19 protein-coding genes and 1 pseudogene are annotated in these 22244 nt (G+C 67.7%); 8 read left to right on the forward strand and 12 right to left on the reverse strand.

The genetic code is table 11. The features are described 5' to 3' along the window. Nucleotides 1–1305: pseudogene (locus QZ670_RS18315) on the forward strand (DNA-directed RNA polymerase subunit beta'); the annotation flags it as partial. A gap of 311 nt (nt 1306–1616) precedes the next feature. After that, complete coding sequence (locus QZ670_RS18320) at nt 1617–2876, forward strand: nidogen-like domain-containing protein (protein WP_294258197.1); 1260 nt, start codon at nt 1617–1619, stop codon at nt 2874–2876. 26 nt (nt 2877–2902) lie between these two features. Here QZ670_RS18320 and QZ670_RS18325 read toward each other — a convergent pair whose 3' ends face one another. Continuing rightward, nucleotides 2903–4054 (reverse strand): carbohydrate porin, encoded by a 1152-nt coding sequence (locus QZ670_RS18325; RefSeq protein WP_294258199.1) that lies wholly within the window; start codon nt 4052–4054, stop codon nt 2903–2905. A gap of 129 nt (nt 4055–4183) precedes the next feature. Between QZ670_RS18325 and QZ670_RS18330 the strand changes: the two genes are divergently transcribed. Beyond that, nucleotides 4184–5977 carry a methyl-accepting chemotaxis protein gene (locus QZ670_RS18330; protein ID WP_365894700.1) on the forward strand — a complete coding sequence of 598 codons (1794 nt, stop codon included), beginning with the start codon at nt 4184–4186 and terminating at the stop codon, nt 5975–5977. Nucleotides 5978–6027: 50 nt separating this feature from the next. On the opposite strand, the gene QZ670_RS18335 is transcribed toward QZ670_RS18330, so the two are convergent. Together QZ670_RS18335 and QZ670_RS18340 are read right to left on the reverse strand one after the other, a co-directional pair. Next, a complete protein-coding gene (locus tag QZ670_RS18335) occupies nt 6028–6402 on the reverse strand; it encodes a response regulator (RefSeq protein WP_294258200.1) in 375 nt (124 codons plus the stop codon). 113 nt (nt 6403–6515) lie between these two features. After that, nucleotides 6516–6764, reverse strand: a complete 249-nt coding sequence (locus QZ670_RS18340) for a hypothetical protein (protein ID WP_294258201.1) — start codon at nt 6762–6764, stop codon at nt 6516–6518. A gap of 331 nt (nt 6765–7095) precedes the next feature. On the opposite strand from QZ670_RS18340, the gene QZ670_RS18345 reads away from it, so the two are divergent. Continuing rightward, nucleotides 7096–7464, forward strand: a complete 369-nt coding sequence (locus tag QZ670_RS18345; protein ID WP_294258202.1) for a response regulator — start codon at nt 7096–7098, stop codon at nt 7462–7464. 10 nt (nt 7465–7474) lie between these two features. On the opposite strand, the gene QZ670_RS18350 is transcribed toward QZ670_RS18345, so the two are convergent. From QZ670_RS18350 to QZ670_RS18370, 5 genes are all read right to left on the reverse strand, one after another. Beyond that, nucleotides 7475–8089, reverse strand: coding sequence for an ATP-binding cassette domain-containing protein (locus QZ670_RS18350; RefSeq protein ID WP_294258204.1), 615 nt, complete (start codon nt 8087–8089; stop codon nt 7475–7477). Further along, nucleotides 8079–8768, reverse strand: a complete 690-nt coding sequence (gene modB, locus QZ670_RS18355; protein ID WP_294258207.1) for a molybdate ABC transporter permease subunit — start codon at nt 8766–8768, stop codon at nt 8079–8081. The genes QZ670_RS18350 and modB overlap by 11 nt, the downstream gene beginning before the upstream one ends. Nucleotides 8769–8778: 10 nt before the next feature. Continuing rightward, nucleotides 8779–9555, reverse strand: a complete 777-nt coding sequence (gene modA / locus QZ670_RS18360) for a molybdate ABC transporter substrate-binding protein (protein WP_294258208.1) — start codon at nt 9553–9555, stop codon at nt 8779–8781. Between the two features lie 73 nt (nt 9556–9628). Further along, the gene (locus QZ670_RS18365; RefSeq protein ID WP_294258211.1) at nt 9629–10681 is read right to left on the reverse strand and encodes a glycosyltransferase; all 1053 of its coding nucleotides are present in this window, start codon (nt 10679–10681) and stop codon (nt 9629–9631) included. Next, complete coding sequence (locus QZ670_RS18370) at nt 10678–13188, reverse strand: DegT/DnrJ/EryC1/StrS family aminotransferase (RefSeq protein ID WP_294258217.1); 2511 nt, start codon at nt 13186–13188, stop codon at nt 10678–10680. Before QZ670_RS18370 ends, QZ670_RS18365 begins: the two co-directional genes overlap by 4 nt. Nucleotides 13189–13561: 373 nt before the next feature. Between QZ670_RS18370 and QZ670_RS18375 the strand changes: the two genes are divergently transcribed. Further along, nucleotides 13562–16039 carry a TonB-dependent receptor gene (locus QZ670_RS18375; RefSeq protein ID WP_294258220.1) on the forward strand — a complete coding sequence of 826 codons (2478 nt, stop codon included), beginning with the start codon at nt 13562–13564 and terminating at the stop codon, nt 16037–16039. A gap of 65 nt (nt 16040–16104) precedes the next feature. Here QZ670_RS18375 and QZ670_RS18380 read toward each other — a convergent pair whose 3' ends face one another. From QZ670_RS18380 to QZ670_RS18390, 3 genes are all read right to left on the reverse strand, one after another. Next, entirely contained in the window at nt 16105–16845 is a 741-nt protein-coding gene (locus QZ670_RS18380; protein ID WP_294258222.1) for a hypothetical protein, read from the reverse strand. A gap of 88 nt (nt 16846–16933) precedes the next feature. Continuing rightward, nucleotides 16934–17263, reverse strand: a complete 330-nt coding sequence (locus QZ670_RS18385; RefSeq protein WP_294258225.1) for a hypothetical protein — start codon at nt 17261–17263, stop codon at nt 16934–16936. A 139-nt stretch (nt 17264–17402) separates the two neighbouring features. Beyond that, a complete protein-coding gene (locus QZ670_RS18390; RefSeq protein ID WP_294258228.1) occupies nt 17403–18029 on the reverse strand; it encodes a hypothetical protein in 627 nt (208 codons plus the stop codon). Nucleotides 18030–18393: 364 nt separating this feature from the next. On the opposite strand from QZ670_RS18390, the gene QZ670_RS18395 reads away from it, so the two are divergent. The 3 genes from QZ670_RS18395 (at nt 18394) to QZ670_RS18405 (ending at nt 20363) form a co-directional block, all read left to right on the forward strand. Continuing rightward, complete coding sequence (locus QZ670_RS18395; RefSeq protein ID WP_294258229.1) at nt 18394–19164, forward strand: bacteriorhodopsin-like; 771 nt, start codon at nt 18394–18396, stop codon at nt 19162–19164. 84 nt (nt 19165–19248) lie between these two features. Beyond that, nucleotides 19249–20142, forward strand: a complete 894-nt coding sequence (locus QZ670_RS18400; protein WP_294258231.1) for a beta-carotene 15,15'-dioxygenase, Brp/Blh family — start codon at nt 19249–19251, stop codon at nt 20140–20142. Beyond that, nucleotides 20139–20363: a hypothetical protein gene (locus tag QZ670_RS18405; RefSeq protein ID WP_294258234.1), complete on the forward strand. Its 225-nt coding sequence runs from the start codon at nt 20139–20141 to the stop codon at nt 20361–20363. The genes QZ670_RS18400 and QZ670_RS18405 overlap by 4 nt, the downstream gene beginning before the upstream one ends. Nucleotides 20364–20369: 6 nt before the next feature. Here QZ670_RS18405 and lepA read toward each other — a convergent pair whose 3' ends face one another. Further along, nucleotides 20370–22178, reverse strand: coding sequence for a translation elongation factor 4 (gene lepA, locus QZ670_RS18410; RefSeq protein ID WP_294258236.1), 1809 nt, complete (start codon nt 22176–22178; stop codon nt 20370–20372). Nucleotides 22179–22244 lie beyond the last annotated feature (66 nt).

The raw sequence follows: 22244 nt of genomic DNA on the forward strand, positions 1-22244 counted from the left end.
GATGGCGATCAGGTGCGTCGCGGCCAGCGTATCGCCGAGTGGGACCCCTATACCCGCCCGGTTCTGACCGAAATGGACGGTGTTGTGGAGTTCGAGGACCTTGTCGAAGGTCTCTCGGTTTCGGAACAGGCCGACGAGTCGACCGGTATCACCAAGCGTCAGGTTATCGACTGGCGTGCGAACCCGCGCGGATCGGACCTGAAGCCTGCGCTCGTCATCCGGAAGGAGGACGGGACCATCGCCAAGCTTCAGCGTGGCACGGACGCTCGCTACCTCCTCTCGGTGGACGCGATCCTTTCCGTCGAGCCGGGCTCGAAGGTGCGCGCCGGTGACGTTCTTTCGCGTATTCCGATGGAAAGCGCGAAGACCAAGGACATCACGGGCGGTCTGCCGCGTGTCGCCGAACTCTTCGAAGCGCGTCGTCCGAAGGACAACGCCATCATCGCGGAGATCGACGGCACGATCCGGTTCGGCCGCGACTACAAGAACAAGCGCCGCATCATCATCGAACCGCACGAGGATGGCATCGAGCCGGTCGAATACCTGATCCCGAAGGGCAAGCCCTTCCATCTTCAGGAAGGCGACATGATCGAGAAAGGCGACCACATTCTCGATGGCAACCCGGCGCCGCATGACATCCTGGCCATTCGTGGTGTCGAGGCGCTGGCAAGCTACCTCGTCAATGAAATCCAGGAAGTCTACCGGCTGCAGGGCGTGTTGATCAACGACAAGCACATCGAGGTGATCGTTCGCCAGATGCTGCAGAAGGTCGAGATCACCGACGGCGGCGACACCACGCTGCTGGCGGGCGAACAGGTCGATCGCGACGAGATGGACGAGCATAACGAGAAGCTCCAGCCGGGCCAGCAGCCCGCGATGGGCAAGCCGATCCTGCTCGGCATCACCAAGGCGTCGCTGCAGACCCGCAGCTTCATCTCGGCCGCGTCGTTCCAGGAGACCACCCGCGTGCTCACCGAAGCCGCGGTGCAGGGCAAGAAGGACACGCTGCTCGGCCTGAAGGAGAATGTGATCGTCGGCCGCCTGATCCCCGCCGGTACCGGTGCGGGCATGGGTCGCCTGCGCGTCGCCGCCTCCTCGCGCGATGCGGCGCTGCGCGTCGCCCAGCGCAAGATGCAGGAAGCCTCGCTCATCGCTCCGGCGAGCGCGGCGGAAGAGCATGCGGCCGAACTGGCGCGCAGCGCACGGGATGCCGGCGGCACCGGGGATGACCCCCTGGCGCAGGTGGCGCCCTCGGGCCACGGCACCGATGCGGATGCCGGCGAGTATCTGAACGAGGCGGAGTGATCCGCCCCGTTCGGGGGCGTACCGCCTGACCGAGCGTGACACGAATAAGGCCGCCGTCCGGGATGCCGGGCGGCGGCTTTTTCTTTGTCGATGGCTGCACCGGAAAGGTTCGAAGTCGATCCACCTGCGCGCGGCGGCATCTTCGCGGCCGCGCCCTGCCCCTCTTTTCCGAAGCGAACGGCGCGACATGCCCCATGGCGGCGACCCTGTCCGGGACGGAGCCAGTTGCGCCGCCATGGGGATCAACAGAGGTCGCCGGCCTTGCTACCCATAATGGAACAACAGGGGGGCGGGAGAGGATCATGCGGAACATGGCAACGGCCATGGCGAGCACGCTGGCGCTCGTCGTGGCCACATCGGCGAGTGCGGCGACGCTGCGCGGGGGCATGGGCGGCCCCGCAGGCTATGGCAATCTCGTCCTGCAGCCCAATGATGACAATTTCAGCGCGGTGCAGAACAGCCCCGTCCTCATCAACTTCTTCGGCTATTCGGGCCGATCCTTCTTCGTCAACAACAACGGCAATGTCAGCTTCGGCCAGGGGCTCTCCAGCTTCACGCCGGTGCCGTTCGACGGGCATGCCGCAGCGCCACTGATCGCGCCCTTCTGGGCGGACGTGGACACCCGCTGCAGCGGGTGCGGCGCCGTCTATCTCGGCTCGCAATCGCCCAACAGCTTCACCGTGACCTGGAACAATGTGGGCTATTTCGGCGAGCACGGCGACAAGCTGAACAGTTTCCAGATGACGCTGGCCGGCGCGACCAGCCCCGGCGATTTCGACATCGAGTTTCGCTACAATCGGCTCGAATGGACCACCGGCGACGCGAGCGGCGGGGCGGGCGGCCTGGGCGGTACACCCGCACAGGCCGGGTTCGATGCCGGCGACGGCAGCCATTTCTATTCGCTGCCGGGCTCCTTCTCGTCCACCGGCGCGCTGAACTTCACCAACATCAAGAACGCGCTCGGCGGCGAAGCGGGCGTGTTCAAATTCTTCATCCGCAGCGGCGCGGTGCTCGCCGACGACAGCAGCCCGGCCACGCCCCTGCTGCCCAGCAACGTCACCAACGGCAATGGCGGGCCGGGCTTCGGCTTCCAGTTCCAGGTCCAGCAGAATCAGCGCGTCTTTGTCGACCCGGTGGTGGCCGTGGGATATGACTTCAGCACGTCGTTCGGCAGCCCGATCATCCTCAGCGCGCTGTTCCCCGATCTCGGCGATCCCGATGGCTATACCGTTTACCTGCACGACGACCTGGTGCATCCCTATGCGACGCATGTCGGCGCCTATGGCAACCCGTTCCTCGTCGATTTCAGCGCGGCGGGCGGCGTGTCCGGCTTCCGCATCGCCGGGATCAATGCTGTGCTGGGGCTCGACCCGACCAATCCCACTGTTTTCGTGACCGGGCTGACCTTCGACGTGACCGGCCCGACCATGGTCGACCTCACCCAGACCCCGATCCGGTTCGACACCAACAGCGCCGTGCCGGAGCCGGCCAGCTGGGGGATGCTGCTGCTCGGCTTCGCGGGGATCGGCGGCCTGGTGCGCCGGCGGCGACAGCGGCTCGCCCGTGCGTGAGGCGCGGGGCGGCGTTGCGGCGGCGATCAGAGCGCGATCGTCAGCCGCAACGTGCCCACCGCCACCCCGCGCGCCTTTTCCACGCCGCCGCGATCGGTGATGAACTGGAGATCCGGCTGGACGGTCAGCCATTTGGTGAGCCGGTCCGAGTAGGTCAGCTCGAAGGTGGTCTCCGCCCGTGAGGGCCGCGTGCCCTCGTCGAGCAGCATCGCGCGGTATCCCGGCGTGGTCACGCCCCGGCTCATGCCGAAGGAGACCTGCGAGTCCGGGCGGCCGGCGACGAGCCGCTCGACCAGGAGCCCGGCCTGCCAGCCGCCCTGGAACGGCGTCGCGGCGCCGCCCGACATGCCCGCGCGGCCGAAGGCGGTGAGCGATCGCCTGCCTTCCCCGCCTGCCAGCTGCAGCTCGGCGATGGCATAGCCGCCATGGTCGACATGCTGGAGCGGCATGCCGTCGGCATCGACCTCGGTATAGTCGTCGTGCCGCTTGGTGTAGCGCCAATAGCCGCCGGCGATCTTGAGGCCGGGCCGCTCCACCCCCGCCTCGCCGATCAGCAGCAGGCCGTGGCGGAAGCTGAAGTCGATGCCGTGCGGGTCTCCCAGGCAGCCGGCCGCGCCGTTGAGCACCGCCGCGCGGACATAAGCGAGATGATCGAAGCGATGCTCCACCCGCACCGTCAGCGCGGTGGACGGAAAGATCGACGGGCCGTTCGGACCCGAGGCGGCGAGTTCGGACCCCGCGCCGAACGAGGGCGAAATCAGCAGCCCGGCGGCGCCGTTGGCGTAGAACTCGCTGTTGAGATCATAGGCGCCTGCGCGCACCGTGCCGTGCTGCCCGAGGCGCTGCTCCACCCAGGCTTCGAACAGCCGGAGATGGTGGCTTGCCACTTCGATATTGTCGACGCCCTGCAGCGTGCCCGCCGCATCGTTGGGACGGCCGCCCATCGTGCTCATCACATGGACATGCGCCTGGGCGCCGCGCCAGCCGACCAGTCGCGCCAGATCCGCATCGGCGGTGAGGTCGATATCGTCGAGCACATAGGTCCGGTCACGGTCGCCGCCACGCGCGACGCTGGCGACATCGATCGTCTCCACCAAGTGCACGTCTACTGCCCTCTGGGCAAGTACGTAGGTCGGCGATGTACATCCGAGCAGCAGGGCGAACAGAAACCGCTTCATTACCAAGCTTCCCATCACCCCTCGACCAGTGTTTTAGGATGAACAACTGTGCTTTATCGAATCTTGTCTATAATTTTCCTTGAGAGGATGCTGTCCGTTGCGGATGCACCAAATGCCTGGAGCCACATCGTGCAGTCGATCGCGTATTCAACCCGCAAGCTAACGATCGCTATCATCCTGCTTTTCCTGCTCTGCGGAGGCACCGGGATCGTTTCGTCCTGGCTGCTGAGCTCGGCGCTGGACACGCAGGCTTCGGCCTCGGCGCTGCTCCGCAACCATATGGAAGCGGACATGATGCACGACGCGGTGCGCAGCGACGTGCTCGCCATCCTCGCCTCCAGCGAGCCCGGCATCGGGATCAAGATGGAGGATGCGCGCAAGGATCTCGAGGAGCATCTCGGCACGCTGCGCAAGCGCATTGCGGAGGACGTCGCGTTCAAGGGGGATGCCGCGATCGAGGCCGCCGCCGCCAAGGTCGGCGACCCGATGGTCGGCTATGCGAACGCCGCCCAGCAGATCGCCGATGCCGCGGCGGGCGATCCAGCCGCGGCCAAGCGCCTGCTGCCCTCCTTCTTCGAGCAGTTCTCGGTTCTCGAAGAGTCGATGGCGGCGGCGTCGGATGCCATCGAACATTATTCCGACGGCACGGCCAAGGGCGGCGCGACTCTCGGTTGGATCACCACCGGGTTGCTGGTCGCCACGCTGCTGGCCGCAATCGGCGGAGCGCTCTATGCCGCGCGCCTTGCCAACAGCCGCCTGGTAGGCCCGCTGATCGCTCTGTCCGATACGGTGGAGAAGCTGGTGACCGAGCCCGGCACCCCGCTGCCCGAAACCGATCGCCAGGATGAACTCGGCGCCCTCGCCCGCGCGATCGCGCAGTTTAACCAGCAGGTCGAAGCAGCCAATGCCGAGAAGCAGGCGACCACCGAACTGATCGTGGAGACGGTCGGCTCCGGCCTGCAGAAGCTGGCGGGCGGCGATCTGACGACGCATGTCGACGCCGACCTGCAAGGCCCCTTCGCCCGCCTGAAGCAGGACTTCAACCGCGCGGTAGACAGCCTGCGGGACCTGATCGGATCGGTGCACACCGGCGCCGGCTCGCTGCGCCGCGCCTCGACCGAGATCACCGCAGCATCGGAAGACCTCGCCCGCCGCACCGAAGCCAATGCCGCGAGCCTCGAGACGACCACCGCCGAGATCAGCCAGATCGACGAGCGCCTGCGCACCTCGGTCCGCGCCGCCAGCGAGACGGTGGGTCGCGCCGACCAGACGATTGAGGCGGTGAGCACCGGCCGCTCGCGCGTCAGCAACGCGGTGACCGCGATGAGCCGCGTGTCGGAAAGCGCCAAGGGCATCGACGCGGTGATCGAGGGGCTCGACAAGATCGCCTTCCAGACGCGCGTGCTCGCGATGAACGCCGCGGTCGAGGCAGGCCGCGCCGGCGAGGCGGGCCGTGGCTTCGCCGTGGTCGCCGACCTCGTCTCCGCGCTCGCCATGCGCGCCGAGGAGGAAGCCGGCCGCGCCCGCGACCAACTGACCGTCACCCAGGTCGAGATCGGCACGGCGGTCGCGGCGGTCGAGGATGTCGACGGCGCGTTCAGCTCGATCTCCGAGAATGCCCAGTCGGTGCACAAGCTGCTCGGCCAGGTCGCGGCGGACAACCGGGTGCAGTCCGAATCGATCTCGCGGCTGAGCGAGACGATCCGGGTGATGGACAACTCCACCCAGCAGAACGCGGCGATGGTGGAGGAAACCTCGGCCGCCGCGCGCAACCTGATGGCCGAGATCGGCCAGTTGGTGGAGCAGGCGGCCCAATTCCGCATTGAAGGCGGCGGGGCTGCCTCGCCCGCGCGAGGTTCGGGCCCCACCTATGCGCTGCCCGTCGCCAGCGTCTCGGCAATCAGCGAGGAGGCTTGGGTGTAAGATCGTAGGCCGAACCTTCAATCGGCAGCACGGCCCAAGCGCAGCCGTCTCTAGGCGAGGCGCCCCGCCTGCTGCCCGACAAGCTTGGCCAGTTGCGTCGGCCGGTAGGGCTTGGGCAGGAAGAGGCTGTCGTCGGGCAGCTCTTCCGGCTCCAGCCATTGCTTGCCCGAGGTGACAATCACCTTCACGCGCGGAAACCGGGTGGAGACGATATCCGCCAGCTCGAGCCCGTCGATCGGCCCCGGCATGTTGATGTCGGTGAATACCACCGCAACTTCATGCTTCTCCAGAAGCGCGAGCGCCTCCGTGGCATCGGGCGCCTCAAGAACCTGAAAGCCGCTTTCGGCGAGCGCGTCTGCAGCAATCATGCGCACAAAGGTCTCGTCTTCGACGACGAGAACCGTGGCTTCTTCGAAGCTGGTCATAAATGCCTCCAGCACATCAACGTCTTGACGTATCGCTAGTTGCCCTGATGAATTGCCGGGCTGGATTGGTTCTCGCGAACCTATGCTTGGGGGAAACGCCCCCACGCGCAAATTCAGGCCCGGCCAGACAGCACGCAGATGCAATCCGCGAACGGGAGAACGCGCAGAAGCTCGCCGCTCGACCGCACCACTTCGATGCGCCCACGCAGATCGAGAAGACCGCTGGTGAGATCCTCGCAGAGAAGCGAGCGGACGAACCCGATTGCGGTCCGCAGCGCCGCGTCGTCGTCCTGGAGGTTGGTGCCCTCGGGATCGAGGAGCGTGCCGCCACCGTCGTGCACGTGGAAATAGTAGCGCTGCATCGCTGCGATCCAACCGGCCCCTGTGCGATGGCCTGAAGAGCCCGCCGAGGGGAAAGGCGGGCTCTTCCTTGTGCCGCGCGGAACTGGTGGGGGGGGATGCTCCGGCGCCGTTGCGACCCGGCTCGTCTGAGAGACTGTCCCGGTAGCCACCTTCTGCCGAATTCGAACCGGTTGGACAATTAGGTACTAAGACCATGCCGTGGAGCAACTAAGCGTTAGGAGCGTTCGACAACGGCAGTTCCAGACAAGACGTGGTTAATACGCGTCAAGTAAACTTAGGTTGTGGAACGACCACCTCTCCATTTCAGTCTCGCGTGCAAAGGGAGCGAAGATGGGACACGACTTCTCCTCGACCATCCTTATCGTCGATGATGAGGATTACATCCGAATACTGGCAGCCTCCCTGCTCAAAGAGGAAGGCTTCCATGTTCTGGAGGCGTCCGACACATCGGAAGCGCTGGCACTGGCAGCCAGGCACGATATCGATGTCCTGCTGACGGACCTGCACATGCCCGGCTCGCTCGACGGATTGCAGCTTGCCGCCGAGATTCGCGCGACCGATCCGCTGGTGCATGTGATCATCTCCTCCGGAGACGATCCATCGGTGCTCAAGGACGACGAGATGGGCGCAGTCTTCCTCGCGAAGCCCTATCGGCCCCATCAGCTCACCCGTGCCGTGCGCATGAACGCGATCGGCTGAGCGCCGCTCTCTAGTCCCCGAACGCCACGATCCGATCTCCCAGCCGCTCGGCCTCGGCACGGTCGTGGGTGACGAGGAGGATCGGCAGGCCGATGCCGTCGCGCAGCCGCTCGAGCAGTGCGAGGATCTCCTCCCGCCGGGCGCGGTCGAGCGAGGCGAGCGGCTCGTCGAGCAGCAGGAACGCCGGATCCGTCAGCAGCGCACGGCCGATCGCCACCCGCTTGGCCTCGCCGCCCGAGAGCGTGCGCGGCCAGCGATCGAGCAGGTGCGCGATGCCGAGCAGGTCGATCACGCGGTCCACATCCACCGCCGCTCCCTTCCGCCAGCCATAGAGCAGGTTCGCCCGCGCGCGCAGGTGCGGGAACAGCCGCGGCTCCTGGAACACATAGCCCGCCCGCCGCGCCTCGGGCTTGAGGTCCACCCCTGCGGCCGCATCGAACAGGGTGCGCTCGCCCACCCGGATATGCCCGGCATCGGGGCGAAGCAGCCCGGCGACCATATTGAGCACGCTCGACTTGCCCGCGCCCGAGGGGCCGAACAGCACCGTCACCCCGGCGCCCGGCTCCACGCGGCAGGCGATCTCGGTCTCGCCCAGCGTGCGGCGCACGTCGATGTCAAAGGACATGGGTGCCCCTGCCCGTCCGCCGCGCAACCAGCTCGGAGCCCAGCAGCGCGACGAAGGCGATCGCGATCGACACCGCCGCCAGTCGCAGCACCTGCCCCTCGCCGCCCGGCACCTGCAACGCCGAATAGATGGCGAGCGGCAGCGTTTCGGTTTCGCCGGGCACGTTGGAGACGAAGGAAATGGTCGCGCCGAACTCGCCCAGCGCGCGGGCGAAGCCAAGCACCAGCCCCGCCAGCACGCCCGGCAGCGCCAGCGGCAGCGTGACGGTGGCGAAGGTCCGCACCGGCCCCGCGCCGAGGCTGCGCGCCGCCTGCTCCAGTCGCTGGTCGACCGCCTCCAGCGAAAGCCGGATCGCGCGCACCATCAGCGGCAGCGCCATCACGCCCGCCGCGATCGCCGCGCCGCTCCAGCGGAACAGGACGGTGGTGCCGAACCAGCGCTCGAGCAGCCCCCCGATCGGCCCTGCCGGCGCGAAGGCGAGCAGCAGCATCCAGCCGGTCACCACCGGCGGCACCACCAGCGGCAGATGGACCAGCGCGTCGAGCAGCAGCTTGCCGGGAAAGCGCACGCGCGCGAGCAGCCAGGCCAGCGCGAACGCCAGCGGCAGCACCGCCAGCACCGCCACGCCTCCCACCTTGAGCGAGAGCAGGACGATGCCCCATTCCTCGGCGCTCAGCACCAGGCCAGGCTCATAGCGGGGTGAAGCCGTAGCGCGCGAAGATCGCCTTGCCGCGGGCGCTGATCAGGAAGCGGCGGAACGGCTCGGCATCGGGGCTGGCGGCGGTCTTCAGCCGCGCGACCGGATAGCGGATCGGCGGCTGGTTCGCCGCCGGGAAGATACCGGCGATCCGCACCTTGGCGGAAGCGCGCGCGTCGGTGGCATAGACGATGCCGAACGGCGCGGCGCCGCGCTCGACCAGCGCCAGCGCGGCGCGGACATTCTCGGCGCGCACCACTTGTGGGGCCAGCCGGTCCCACGCGCCGATCTTCTGCAGCGCCGCCTTACCGTAGAGCCCGGCGGGCACGGCGTCGGGATCGGCCATCGCCAGCCGCGCCTGCCCGATCGCGGCGAGCAGCGGCCCGGCGCGGTCGAGCGGAACGGTGCGCCGGTCCGCTGCCGCGCCGGCGAGGACCAGGCGATTGCCGAGGAACGCGACGCGGGTGCCGGGGGCCAGCTTCCCGCCCTTGTCAACCGCGTCCATCCAGGGCTCGTCGGCCGAGACGAACAGGTCTGCCGGTGCTCCCGACTGGATCTGCCGGGCAAGCGCCGAGGAGGCGGCGAAGGACAGCACCGGCCGCGCATGCCCCAGCCGCGCCCAGGCATCGGCCGCCGCGTTCATCGACTCCTGCAGGCTGGCGGCAGCGAGCACCAGCGGCGGGCGGGGCGCAGCCTGGGCGGGCACGGCAAGCGTTGCGGCGAGCGCGGCGAGCAGCCAGCGGCGAGTCGGGGTCGGCGAAACGGGCATGGACGCGAAACCTCCGGCGAAGCGATGGGATCCGGTTCGCGGCTCGGCGACAGCCTGTCAAGCAAACCGGCGCTTATACCCGATGCTGTCTTAACGCGCGGACGGCGCCGATCAGCCCGCTTGCCGCGAGGTCGACGGGCCGGGCATCCTCCAGCGCCGCCACCGCCGGACGCGCGGCAAGCGCATGGCGCAGCGGCAGCCGGCCCGAGCGCACCGCCGTGCGGCACAGCCGCCACCAAAGCCGCGAAATCTCCCGATCTACCCGCGCCAGGGTGGCCGCATCATGGCCCTGCTCTCCGAAATGCGCGCGGAGGACTGCGATGCCGTCGAACAGCCGACGCAGCAGCACCCTGTCACCGACCGGCGTCCTGGCCATCACATAGCGTACCAGCAGCCCGGCAATCTCCGGCGCGCCCTGGCCCAGCATCGCCTGATGCCGTGCGCGGAGCAGCGCCTCGGCATGCGCGGTCATCGTGCCGTTGAACACCTGCGAGGCACCGCCGGCATGCTGGCGGTAGAGGGTGAGCACCGTATCGATCTGGTCGATCCGACCGAAGGCGCGCAGCCGGTGGTAGAGGTCGAAATCCTCGACATAGCGGCATTCGGGCCGCTCGAAGATGTCCAGCCGCCGGGCCGCCTCGGCGCGGAACAGCACTGAGGACCAGACCAGGGGGTTCTGCACCAGCATCAGCCAGTCGATCAGCCCGGGGGTCAGCGGCCGCACCCACTGCCCCGCCCGCACCTGCCCGTCGACCAGGCAATCGGTGGCGGTGCTGACCAGCACGGTCTTGGGATGCGCGTCGAGCCAGGCGACCTGCCGGGCGAAGCGCTCGGGCAGGCAGAGATCGTCCTGGTCCAGCCCGGCAATATAGCGCCCGCGCGCCGCGGCAAAGGCCCGGTTGCGCGCCACCACCGGGCCGCCGTTTACCGCGCTCTCGATTACCCGGATGCGCGGATCCCCCCGCCCCCGCAGCACCGCCACGGTGTCGTCGCGCGAGCCATCATCCACCGCGACCAGTTCCCAGTCGGGGAACGTCTGCGCCTGCAGGCTGGCCAGCGTCTCGGGCAGCAGCGCAGCGCCGTTATAGGTCGCCATCACCACCGACAGGGTGGGCGTGTCGCTCATGCCGCCGCGCGCGTCCGATCGGCGAGGATCTGGTCGACGATCATCCGGCCGATATCGTTCTGCCACAGCCACAGGCCATTGGCCTTGCCGCTGAAGCTGGCCTCGCCGCCGAGCGGCCCGTCGGGGACATGGCCCGAGGCGAGCCCCAGGCCATAGACGCCGGGCAGCACCCGTCCCTCGGCATCGAGCACGCGGCATTGCTGGTCAACCAGCCGCGGCCGGCCGGGATGGTCCGCCATCAGCGCAATCCGCGCGCCCTCGACATCGTAGAGCGGCAGCGCACGCGGGCGGTAGCCGAGCGCGCCGATCACCACGTCCGCCGCTTCCAGCTCTGCTCGCATCGCTGCGTCGTTCTCGCCGGTCAGCCGGCACAGCGCCATACGCGGATCGGGCGCACGGCCGCCGACCCCCAGCATCCGCAGCACCAACTCGCGCGCTTCCAACCGGAAGCCGGCAAGTCGATAGACGAAGCCGCTCAAGGGGCAGATATCGTCCGGGCCGAAATCGGTGAAGCCGTCCGCATGCGCCTCCTCGGCCGAGCGATAGAAGGGCCGCAGCGGCCGGCGATGGTAGAGTCGCAGCGCCCCCGCCCCCAAGGGCAGCGCCGGGCTCGCCTTGAGCAGCAGCACCGCGGCGGCCATCGCGCTGGTCGACCCGCCGACGATGGCGATGCGCGGCGCGCGCACCCCCACCAGCCGCGCGCGCAGCCGATCGAGGCCGCCGAGCCGCAGGAAGTCGTCGCCCAGCACCAGCCGGTCGCCGGCCAGGTCACCGATCGGTGCGCCCGCGATCAGCTCGGCGGCGACGTGCGCGCGGTCCTGGTAACCGCCGGTGGCGATCACCAGGTTCGCCGCGCGCATCACCCGCTCGTCGCCGGTGAGCAGGTTGCGCACCCGCGCCGCCCAGTCGCCTTGGGGGGTGCGGCGCGCTTCCACCACCTCCGAGCGCGTCGCGACCACGCCGCCATGCTGCGCCACCAGCGTGCCGAGCCGTGCGCCGGTCGCCTCCAGCAGCGGGGTCGAGCGCGCCAGCGGCACGCCCAGCCGCCCGGCATAGAGCGCCACCTCGCGGCCCGCGTGATGCTCGGTCAGCGCGGCGATGTCGCCGTGCACATTGTCCTTCACCGCGGTGAGGAAGGTCTCGGCGGTGCTGTCCGAGGTGATCGCATAGCTGCCGATCTCGCCCCGCCCGAGCACCGCATCGCGCTCGACGATCGCGAGGCCCGTTTCGGCCAAGGTCACCAGCTGGTCGCCTTTGGTCGCGGCGGTGAGCAGCGCCGTGCCCGCCGGGCCGCCGCCGACGATCAGCGCCGAATGCACCGTCCGCCCGCGCCGCTCGACCCGCAGCCCGTCGAGCCCGGCGGTGCGGCAGGCGCCGATCAGCGCGGTGCAGACCGTGTCGACATCGGCTTCGATCATCCCGTCGGTGACGGGCAGCGAGAGGATGCGCCCGGCGATCTCGTCGGCGACCGGCAGCGCGCGATCGATCACGCAGCTGCTGCGGAACCAGGGCTGCTCGCCGAGATGCGGGCTGAAATAGTGGCCGGCGCCGATCCCCTGCTCGGCCAGCGCGGCGATGATGCCTGCGCGATGCCCGGCAAAGGCGCGCGGCAGCAGCAGCGACTGGAATTGAAGCGCCGGGCGGGCGCCGCGCAATGCCTGGAACTGGAAGCCATGCGCATCGGCGAAGCCACCGAGCCGCTCGCGATAGACGCGGTCGAGCGCGGCACGATGCGCGGCGATGCCCTCCAGTTCCTCCAGCTTCGCTGTGGCGAGCACGCCCAGCACCTCGGGCAGCTTGGCATTGAGCCCGGGCCCCTCGGCCGAGCGACCGCCGTCGAAGCCGAAATTGGTCATCCGCCGCAGCGTCTTGATCAGCGCGGCGTCGCCGCTGTGGATCAGCCCGCCCTCGGCCGTGGCAAAGACCTTGGTGGCATGCATCGAGTAGACGACGGGAAACGGCGCGCCCGTGCCGAACTGGTGCCCGTCCGCGTCGATCGTGCCCAGCGAGGCTGCGGCATCCACCACCACGCCGATGCCCCGGTCGTGATAGGCACGGTAGCGCGCCAGATCGAGGCTCCCGCCGAAAGTGGCATAAGGCACCACCACCGCGATGCGATCGCCATAGCGGTCGAACGCCGCCGCTTCGGCATCGGTACGCATCGTCCAGTCCTCGGGGTCGATGTCGCACAACACCGGCGTCAGCCCGGCCCATTGCACCGCCTGCGCGGTCGCCGCGAAGGTGAAGGCGGGCACCAGCGCCAGCGCATCGCTCCCGGCACGCGGCCCCGCCGCATGGCGGATCGCCAGCATCAGCCCGATCGTCGCATTGGCGACCGCGAGGCACGCGCCCCGCCCGCCGAACAGCCGCGCCGTCGCCGCCGCCTCGAACCCGCGCACCACCGGCCCGCCGTTCGAATAGGTACCCCGCGCCTCGATGGCGCGGAGCGCGTCGGTCCTCAGGCTCAACCGCGGCGGCTGCGGCGCGATCAGCGGCAGGCGCTGCATGATACTCTCCCCGAATGCTGCTTCGCCGGAAACGGCGGAGGGGGCGGACCATGGCAGAGGCGGCTTAGAAAACGGTAAAATGGCTTGCGCCGGTGGCGCGACATAGGGTGGGCGCCGCGCCGAACAGCAGCAAAGCATAGCCTTCGTCGACGCCTTTCTCCGCAGCGCGTCGCAAGAACAAATACCGCAAGGATTTTGCTTGCACGAAGCAAAGTCAAAAGGACGGAAGAGCGCCCGCCTGCCAGCTCCGGTAAAATACCTACATTGCGGCAACTGCACGCCAAACTGCACCTTGGTGCAATCATTAGGGCATCAGCGCCACCTATAAGAGCAGCAAGAGGGATCGCATTCGTAACGAATAAAGGGTGCACCGGTGAAGATTTCAGCGCTGCTGTTGACGCTAATCGCAACGACCTCGGTTTCCACGCAGGCGTTGGCACAGACCAAGGCGACGCCGGATCGCGCGGCCAAGCCTCAGGAATCGCAACCCGCCGCCGAGAAGGAGGTCTTCTCCACCGGCGTCGCCAAGGGCCGCGATCGCCTGGACAGCGCCACCTCCACCAGCTCGCTCAAAGGCACGGAGGCGCAGAAGCTGGGCCCCGTCGGGCTCGCCGACATCCTGCGCACGATGCCGGGCATCCGCGTCGAGAACGGCGTCAGCGAGGGCAACAACAACTACACCGTGCGCGGCCTGCCGATCGGCTCGGGCGGCTCGAAGTACGTGCTGCTCGAAGAGGACGGCCTGCCCGTCGTCGAGTTCAACGACCTGTTCAACATCGCGGGCGACAGCTTCTTCCGCGCCGATTTCAACATCGCGCAGATCGAGACGATCCGCGGCGGCTCGGCCTCCACCTTCGCATCCAACTCGCCCGGCGGCCTGATCAACCTGCTGTCCAAGACCGGCGACGTCGAGGGCGGCTCCATCCAGGTATCGACCGGGCTCGACTATGATTCAAAGCGCGTCGACCTCGATTACGGCGCGCATCTCAGCAAGACGATCCGCTTCCATGTCGGCGGCTTCTACCGCGTCGGCGAGGGCCCGCGCGCGACCGGCATGACCTCGTTCAACGGCGGCCAGGTCAAGCTGAACGTCACCAAGGAATTCGCGAACGGCTATGTCCGGCTCTACGGCAGCCTGCTCCAGGACCGCGCGCCGAGCTATGCCACCTACCCGGTGACGCTGACCGGCACCAACGACAAGCCGGTGATCGGCAACGTTCCGGGCTTCGATATCCTCAAGGGTTCGATGTACTCGCCGAACGTGCCGACGCTGCTGACGCTGGACGGGCAGAACCAGCCGGCGGCCTTCGCGATCAAGCGGGGCCAGAGCGTCGAGTCCAAGTCGATCGGGTTCGAGGCGCAGTTCGATGCCGCGGGCTGGACCTTCACCGACCGCGCGCGCTTCTCGAAGAACTCGGGCGATTTCCTGCGCGCCTTTCCCAGCACGGTTGCACCGGTCGCGACGCTCGCCGCTTCGCTCGCCGGCGCGGGGGCCACGGCCACCTATTTCAACGGGCCGAACGCCGGCAAGGCGGTGCCGGTGAATGCGAACGGCAACGGGCTCCTCGCCAACTATTTCGCCAATGTCTACCGGCTGAAGAACGGCGACCATTTCGCCAACGACTTCCGCGCCACTCGTGTGTGGAAGGTCGGTGCGGGCGACCTGACCACCACCGCGGGCCTGTATGTCGCCAGCCAGAGCGTGGCGGTCGACGCGCTGCAGATCTCGATGGTGACCGACGTCGCCGGGGGCGGCCGCAGCGCGCTGGTCAACCTCACCAACGCCGCAGGCGTCGCGCAGACCCAGGACGGCGTCTATGCCTATAGCCGCAACGGCCCCAAGCTGCGCCGCGCGTTCGACATGGAGTACAGCTTCCTGGCGCCCTATGGCTCGGTGAACTATCATGTCGGCAAGCTCGCGATCGGCGGCAGCCTGCGCTACGATACCGGCCATGCCCGCGGTTCCATGGTGGGCGCCGATCTCGGCGGCGGGCGCAACGGCACGATCAGCTACGACATGAACGGCGACGGCAAGCTGAGCGCGGCCGAAACCAGAGTTTCGGCGCTGCCGCTCGGCAATCCGGCACCGGTCAATTACGACTTCCGCTATTTCAGCTATTCGGTCGGCGTAAACTACCGCGCTGCCGAGCCGCTTGCCTTCTTCGCCCGCTACAGCCGCGGCGGCCGCGTCAACGCGGACAAGATCCTGTTCACCAGCGCGCTCGACAACGCCACCGGCAAGCTGGTGGAAGCACGCCAGGCCTATGACGCCGTGAAGCAGCTCGAAGGCGGCCTGAAGTTCCGCAAGAACGGCTTCACCTTCAACGCCACCGCCTTCCTTGCCAATGCCGACGACCACAACCAGCTCAACGGCCTGGCGACGCAGACCTATCGCAAGTACCGCACCTATGGCGTGGAGCTGGAAGGCGGCATCCGCCGCGGTCCGTTCAGCATGACGGCGGGCGCGACCTACACCAAGGCGAAGATCACCAAGGACTTTTTCGACCCGACCCTGACCGACAAGGAACCGCGCCACCAGCCGGCCTGGACGCTGCAGGCAACCCCGCAGGTCGACCTGAAATACGTCACCGTCGGCACCAGCGTGGTGGCGATCACCAGCAGCTACTCGCAGGACATCAACCAGCTGAAGATGCCGGGCTTCACCACCGTCGGCGGCTTCGTGATCGTGCACCCCACCAAGGCGATCGACGTCGCGCTGACTGGCACCAACCTGTTCAACGCCAAGGGCTTCCTGGACATCAACCAGGCAAGCATGCCCACCACCGGCATCGGCTGGGCGCGATCGGTGCAGGGCCGCACGCTCGCTGCCTCGGTGCGCTTCAACTTCTAGGTCTTCGCCCCCCGAAGAACCGCCTCGCCCGGTCGCTCCTCAGCGGCCGGGCGTTTTCTTGCGCCTCAGCGGGCGGCGACCGACTGGACGTGGAGTGCGGGAAACACGTCCTCGATCGGCTTGCTGTCGGGCAGCACATACACATAGCCGCCCTTGCCCTTGTACATCGGGCTCAGCAGCTTGGCGTAGAAGGTGGACGGCACGTTGATGCAGCCGAAGGTGATGCGGTTGTCGTCGGGGGTCGGCGAGGCGAGCCGTTCGCGGCGCTTCTCCTTGCGCGCCGCCGCCCCAGTCGGCACCGGGTGCAGCGCTACCGAAGTATAATAATCCACCCACAGCACCCGCTCCTTGCCGACCGCAAGGCCGAACTTGGCGAGATACCGCCCGGCGGGCGTGGTCTTCTCGGCGGGACCGATCTCGGAGAGCTGCTTGGCGCCGATCCCCGGCGTCGCATCGTCGCCGGGCGCGATGCCGATCAGCACCGGCACTGCCGCAAGTTGCTTGCCGTGAGCGTCGTAGAGGAACAGCGCGGCATGGGGCTTGTCGACGATCAGATAGGGCAGCCCGTGATTGTCACCAGCCGAAGACACCCAGTCGTGCACGCGCAGCGTCTCGGCCGAAGGCTGAAGCTTGGGCGCGTCGGGCTTGGCCGCCGCAGCCTTTGGCTTGGCGGGCGCATGCCTGCCCTTCTTGGGCGTGGCCTTTTTGGGGGCGGCGGCCTTGGGCTTGGCATCCTGGAGGGGAACAGCGGCGGCGGGGGGGACGAGCAGCGCCAGCCCGGCCAGCGCGAGCAATCCTTGGATCATCGATGTCTTCGCTCAATAAAAAGGGTGGCCGCCCCGAAGCGCGGCCACCCGGATCACGCGGCCCGAAGGCCGGTACGGCAGGCGCCGCTTAGTTGCGGGCGCGCTTGCGCGGCTTGGCGTTCTGCTGCTGGACCTGCTGCGAGAGCTGCTGGGTCTGCTGGTCGAGCGTGTCGACACGGCCGTTCAGCTGGTCGAGGCGCTGGCCGTTCTGCTGGGCCTGGCCGGCAGCGGCCTGGGCCTGCGACAGCGCCTGCTTGGCGGTGCCGTCGGTCTCCTGGAGGCGCGTCTCGAGCGCATCGACGCGCTGGCTCACCGGGGCGATCTGCTCGCGGACATACTTCTTGGTGGCGCAACCGCTCAGACCCACCGCGCCGATCATCAGCATGGCAACCGGAGCAAACTTCATACCAGTACGCATAAACACACCTTTCACTCGTTAAGAAAACTTAAGGCCGCTTCACCAAGCCGGAGCAACGGGCCCGCAACAATCCCGATTCGGTCCGGCTGTGCCGGATGTCCGTCGGACGGAGCCGGAGACGGGGCGAATCGTTCCCGCGTCACCGCTTGCGCCTCGGCTTGGGGCGCTCGGCGAAGGGATCGCGGGGAATCCCGTCGTCGCTCGCCGCCGCCTTGGCGGGACCGTGCTGGGCTGCGACGCAGCGCTGGAGTTCCGCCACCGCCGCGCCGCTGCCGTCCAGCGGCAGCCGTGCCACCGGCGTGGTGCCGCGATCGATGTGCAGCGCCTTGGATCCGGCGAAGGAGGTCGGAAACTTCGGATCGAACGCCGCGACGAAGCCCTGCTTGCCGTCCGCGACGATGCCGATCGCCTGGTGATTGGGATAGCCGCCCTGGGTGAGGCGGAACGTCAGCTTCAGCCGGTCCTGCGGGCGGATCGACCAATTCTCGTTGAGTACGGAGAAATGGTTGCTGCCGTCGCGATCCATGCCGAGCAGCAGCGTGGTGCTGCCGGGCTGGTCGAAGCTGCGGCTGATGAAACAGCCCGATCCGTCCTTGCTGGCGGCGATTGTCCAGTCGCCGAGCTGCTTGGCGGCATAGCCCTGCGCGGCGGCCGGAAGCGCAGACACCGTGCCGATTCCCAGCACCGCCGCCGCCCGCAGGATCGCACCCCGATGCGATCCCCTGGGGCGCGGCACGATGCGGCAGGGCGAGGTTGCTACGATCACATTCGGTTCCCTTAGGTTCGGCTCCATAACGTTCGACATGCAAAACGGTTCTACGCCGCGGCAACCGGATTCGCGTCAGGATGGGACAGCGCGTGCGTTGCAAGCGCCGAAGATGCTGCACCGCAAGATAATCCCACCCCTCCCCTAGGTACGTATCGATCTACCCTAGAAACGATTTAGTAGTGGTATGGGTATTGCAGAAGTTGTACCGTCACGCTGCGCAATCTGTTGCGCGGCGTCTTGGTACATCAACTGTCCTTAGCCGCAACAGCCAGCGCCATTCCGGCGTCAACAAGAATGCCTGCTAGACGACGTGTCACAACGACTCGCGCGGCGTTAGCATTCGTCCAAAGGAGAGCACCTGATGGAGACCGCAATCGTATCCCCATTTCAGTACTCGCTGATCTACAACGCCTTCTCGTTTACCTTCGCAACGATGGCGGCGGCGACCATTTACCTGTGGTTCGGGCGATCCCAGGTGTCCTCCGCCTACAAGAACGCGGTAACGATCTCCGGACTGGTCACGGCAATCGCGGCCTATCATTACTTCCGGATCTTCGAGAGCTGGGAATCGGCCTATCATTATCAGAACGGCGTCGTCACCGCGACCGGCATCGCGTTCAACGACGCCTATCGCTATGTCGACTGGCTGCTCACCGTTCCCTTGCTGCTGATCGAATTGGTGCTGGTGATGCGCCTCTCCCGCGAGGAAACCGTGCAGAAGGGCTGGCGGCTCGGCCTCGCCGCCGCGCTGATGATCGTGCTCGGCTATCCGGGCGAGATCGCCGCCGACATTCCCACCCGCGCGCTGTGGGGCACGCTCTCGGCGATTCCGTTCGTCTATATCGTCTGGGAACTGTTCAGCGGCCTGGGCAAGTCGATCGATCGCCAGCCGGAAGCGGTGCGCGGCCTGGTCAAGCAGGCACGGCTGCTGACCTTCGCATCCTGGGGCTTCTACCCGATCGTCTATATGGCGCCCTATGCGCAGATCACCGGCCCCGAGGCGCAGACGGTGATCCAGATCGGCTACACCATCGCCGACCTGGTGGCGAAGGCGGGCGTCGGCCTGCTGATCTTCGCGATCGCCCAGCGCAAGTCCGAGGTGGAAGGGCACGGCACGCCGCACGCGGCCTGATCCGTGACGCCCGCCGGCACACCCGCCCTGGACCCGGCCCTCCACGGCACCGTTCGGCCCCGCGCCCTCGCGCAGGACCGGGCGGTGCCCGGGCTTTTCTGGCTGGCGGCGATCGCCCTCGCCATCGCCGTTGGCGCAGGGATGGATTTGGGCGGTCCGCTGGCCACTCAGGCCGGCATGCTGCTAATGCTCGCCGGTGGCCTGCCGCATGGCGGGCACGACCTGCTGGCCGCCCGGCAGCGCTGGCGGATGCGCGGCGGCGCGCTGGCGTTGTTTCTCGCATGCTATGTCGCCGCTGCCGCCGCGATGGCGCTCGCCTGGTGGGCCGCGCCGCTGGCGGCAATGCTGGCCTTTCTCGCGCTGGCTGCCTGGCATTTTTCCGAGGATTGGGAGCTGCCGCGCGACCGGCTGCTACGCACGGCCGCGGGTCTGGCGCCGATCGCCGCGGCGGTGCTGGGGCAGCGGGCAGCCGTAGCGGCGCTGTTCGCGGCGATGACCGATCCGGCGACCGGCCGGCTCGCCGTCGCGCTGGTCACCCTGGTCGCGCCGGTCGCGCTGCTGGTGGCGGCGGTGGCGATCGCGGCGGCTTGGCAGGGCGGATCACGCCGCTGGGCCGCCGCCCAAGCCGCCGCGCTGCTACTGCTCGCGACCGCGCCGCCGACCCTCGCCTTCCCTACCTATTTCGCGCTGCTCCATTCGCGCCGCCACATCATCGCGATCCTCGACGAATTCGGCGCGCACTGCACGGCGCAACTCCATCCGGGCCTTTCCGCCGCGCTGCTGGCGCTGCTCGCCTGTGCCGGCTGGGCGCTGTTCAGCCCCCGCTTCGTCGATCTTGCCCATGGCATCGATCCGGCGCTCGCCTTCCAGCTGCTGTCGGTGGTGGCGGTGCCGCACCTGCTGTTCGCGGCGCTCGGTAATCTCAATCGCCCGCGCGACGGAGACGAATCCCCGCCCAACGCGTACAAGGCGGCATGACCAGCGCTGCCCCGCCCGCCCTGCTCGCCCCCGCGCCTTCGGGCGCGCATGCCACGCTCCGCATCGGCAAGTCCGTCTCGTTGGAGGCAAGTATCACCACCGGCGGACTGCTCGCCGTGGCCGCCATCGTCGCCAGCGCAGTGCTGGGATCCGCCACGATCGTGCGGGCGACGCAGCGCAGCCAAGGCAGGCTCCCGCCCCCGCCGTCCCCGGCGGCGTGAGGCGGGTTACTCCTCGCCCATCCGCAGTGCCGCGATGAAGGCTTCCTGCGGGATCTGCACGCTGCCGTACTCGCGCATCCGCTTCTTGCCTTCCTTCTGCTTGTCCAGCAGCTTCCGCTTGCGCGAGGCGTCGCCGCCATAGCATTTCGCGGTCACGTCCTTGCGCATCGCGGCGATGGTCTCGCGCGCGATCACCTTGCCGCCGATCGCCGCCTGGATCGGGATCTTGAACAGGTGGCGCGGGATCAGGTCCTTCAGGCGCTCGCACATGCCGCGGCCACGGCTCTCGGCGGTCGAGCGGTGGACGATCATGCTCAGCGCGTCGACCGGCTCATTGTTGACCAGGATGCCCATCTTGACGAGGTCGCCGGCGCGGTAGCCGATCTGCTCATAGTCGAAGCTCGCATAGCCGCGGCTGATCGACTTAAGGCGATCGTAGAAGTCGAACACCACTTCGTTGAGCGGCAGCTCATAGGTCAGCTGGGCGCGGCCGCCGACATAGGTGAGGTTCTTCTGGATGCCGCGGCGATCCTGGCAGAGCTTGAGGATCGGCCCCAGATATTCGTCGGGCATGTAGATCACCGCCTGGATCCAGGGCTCCTGGATCTCCTCGATCCGGTTGGGATCGGGCATGTCGGCGGGGTTGTGGAGCTCGATCTCCTTGCCCTCGGCCTCGCCGGCCGACTTGGTGAGCTTCATCTTGTAGACCACGCTCGGCGCGGTGGTGATGAGGTCGAGATCATACTCGCGCATCAGCCGCTCCTGGATGATCTCCAGGTGCAACAGGCCGAGGAAGCCGCAGCGAAAGCCGAAGCCGAGCGCGGCCGAGGTTTCCATCTCGAAGCTGAACGACGCGTCGTTGAGGCGCAGCTTGGAGATGCTCTCGCGCAGCTTCTCGAAGTCCGCCGCGTCGACCGGGAACAGGCCGCAGAACACCACCGGCTGGACTTCCTTGAAGCCCGGCAGCGGCTCGGCGGCGGGCTTCTTGGCGTCGGTCAGCGTGTCGCCGACGCGGGCCTGGGCCACTTCCTTGATCTGGGCGGTGATGAAGCCGATCTCACCGGGGCCGAGGTCGGGCAGCTGCTCGATCTTGGGGCGGAAGGCGCCGACGCGGTCGACCAGATGGGTCGTGCCGGTCTGCATGAACTTGACCTGCTGGCCCTTCTTGATCGAGCCGTCGATCACCCGGACGAGGATTACGACGCCGAGATAGGGGTCGTACCAGCTGTCGACCAGCATCGCCTTGAGCGGGGCGTTGGGATCACCCTTGGGCGACGGGATGCGCTCGACGATCGCGTCGAGGATCTCGTCGATGCCGATGCCGCTCTTGGCGCTGGCGAGGACGGCGTTGGAGGCATCGAGGCCGATCACGTCCTCGATCTCGGCGCGGACCTTCTCGGGCTCGGCCGAGGGCAGGTCGATCTTGTTGATCACGGGAATGATCTCGTGGTCGTGCTCGATCGACTGGTAGACATTCGCCAGCGTCTGCGCTTCCACGCCTTGCGCCGCGTCCACGACGAGCAGCGCGCCCTCGCAGGCGGCGAGGCTGCGGCTCACCTCATAGGCGAAGTCGACGTGACCGGGGGTGTCCATCAGGTTGAGGACATGGCCCTTCCATTCCAGGCGCACGGTCTGCGCCTTGATGGTGATCCCGCGCTCCTTCTCGATGTCCATGTTGTCGAGGACCTGCTCGGACATTTCGCGGTCGGCCAGGCCGCCGGTGCGCTGGATCAATCGATCGGCGAGCGTGGACTTGCCGTGGTCGATATGCGCGATGATCGAGAAGTTGCGGATCTTGGTGATGTCGGTTGCCATGATTCCGCGCGCGTTAGCAGCTTGGTGAGAAAAGCCAAAGTACCCGATTGTACGGTGTCGCTAGGC

Source organism: uncultured Sphingomonas sp. (genome assembly GCF_913774285.1).
GTDB lineage: Bacteria > Pseudomonadota > Alphaproteobacteria > Sphingomonadales > Sphingomonadaceae > Sphingomonas.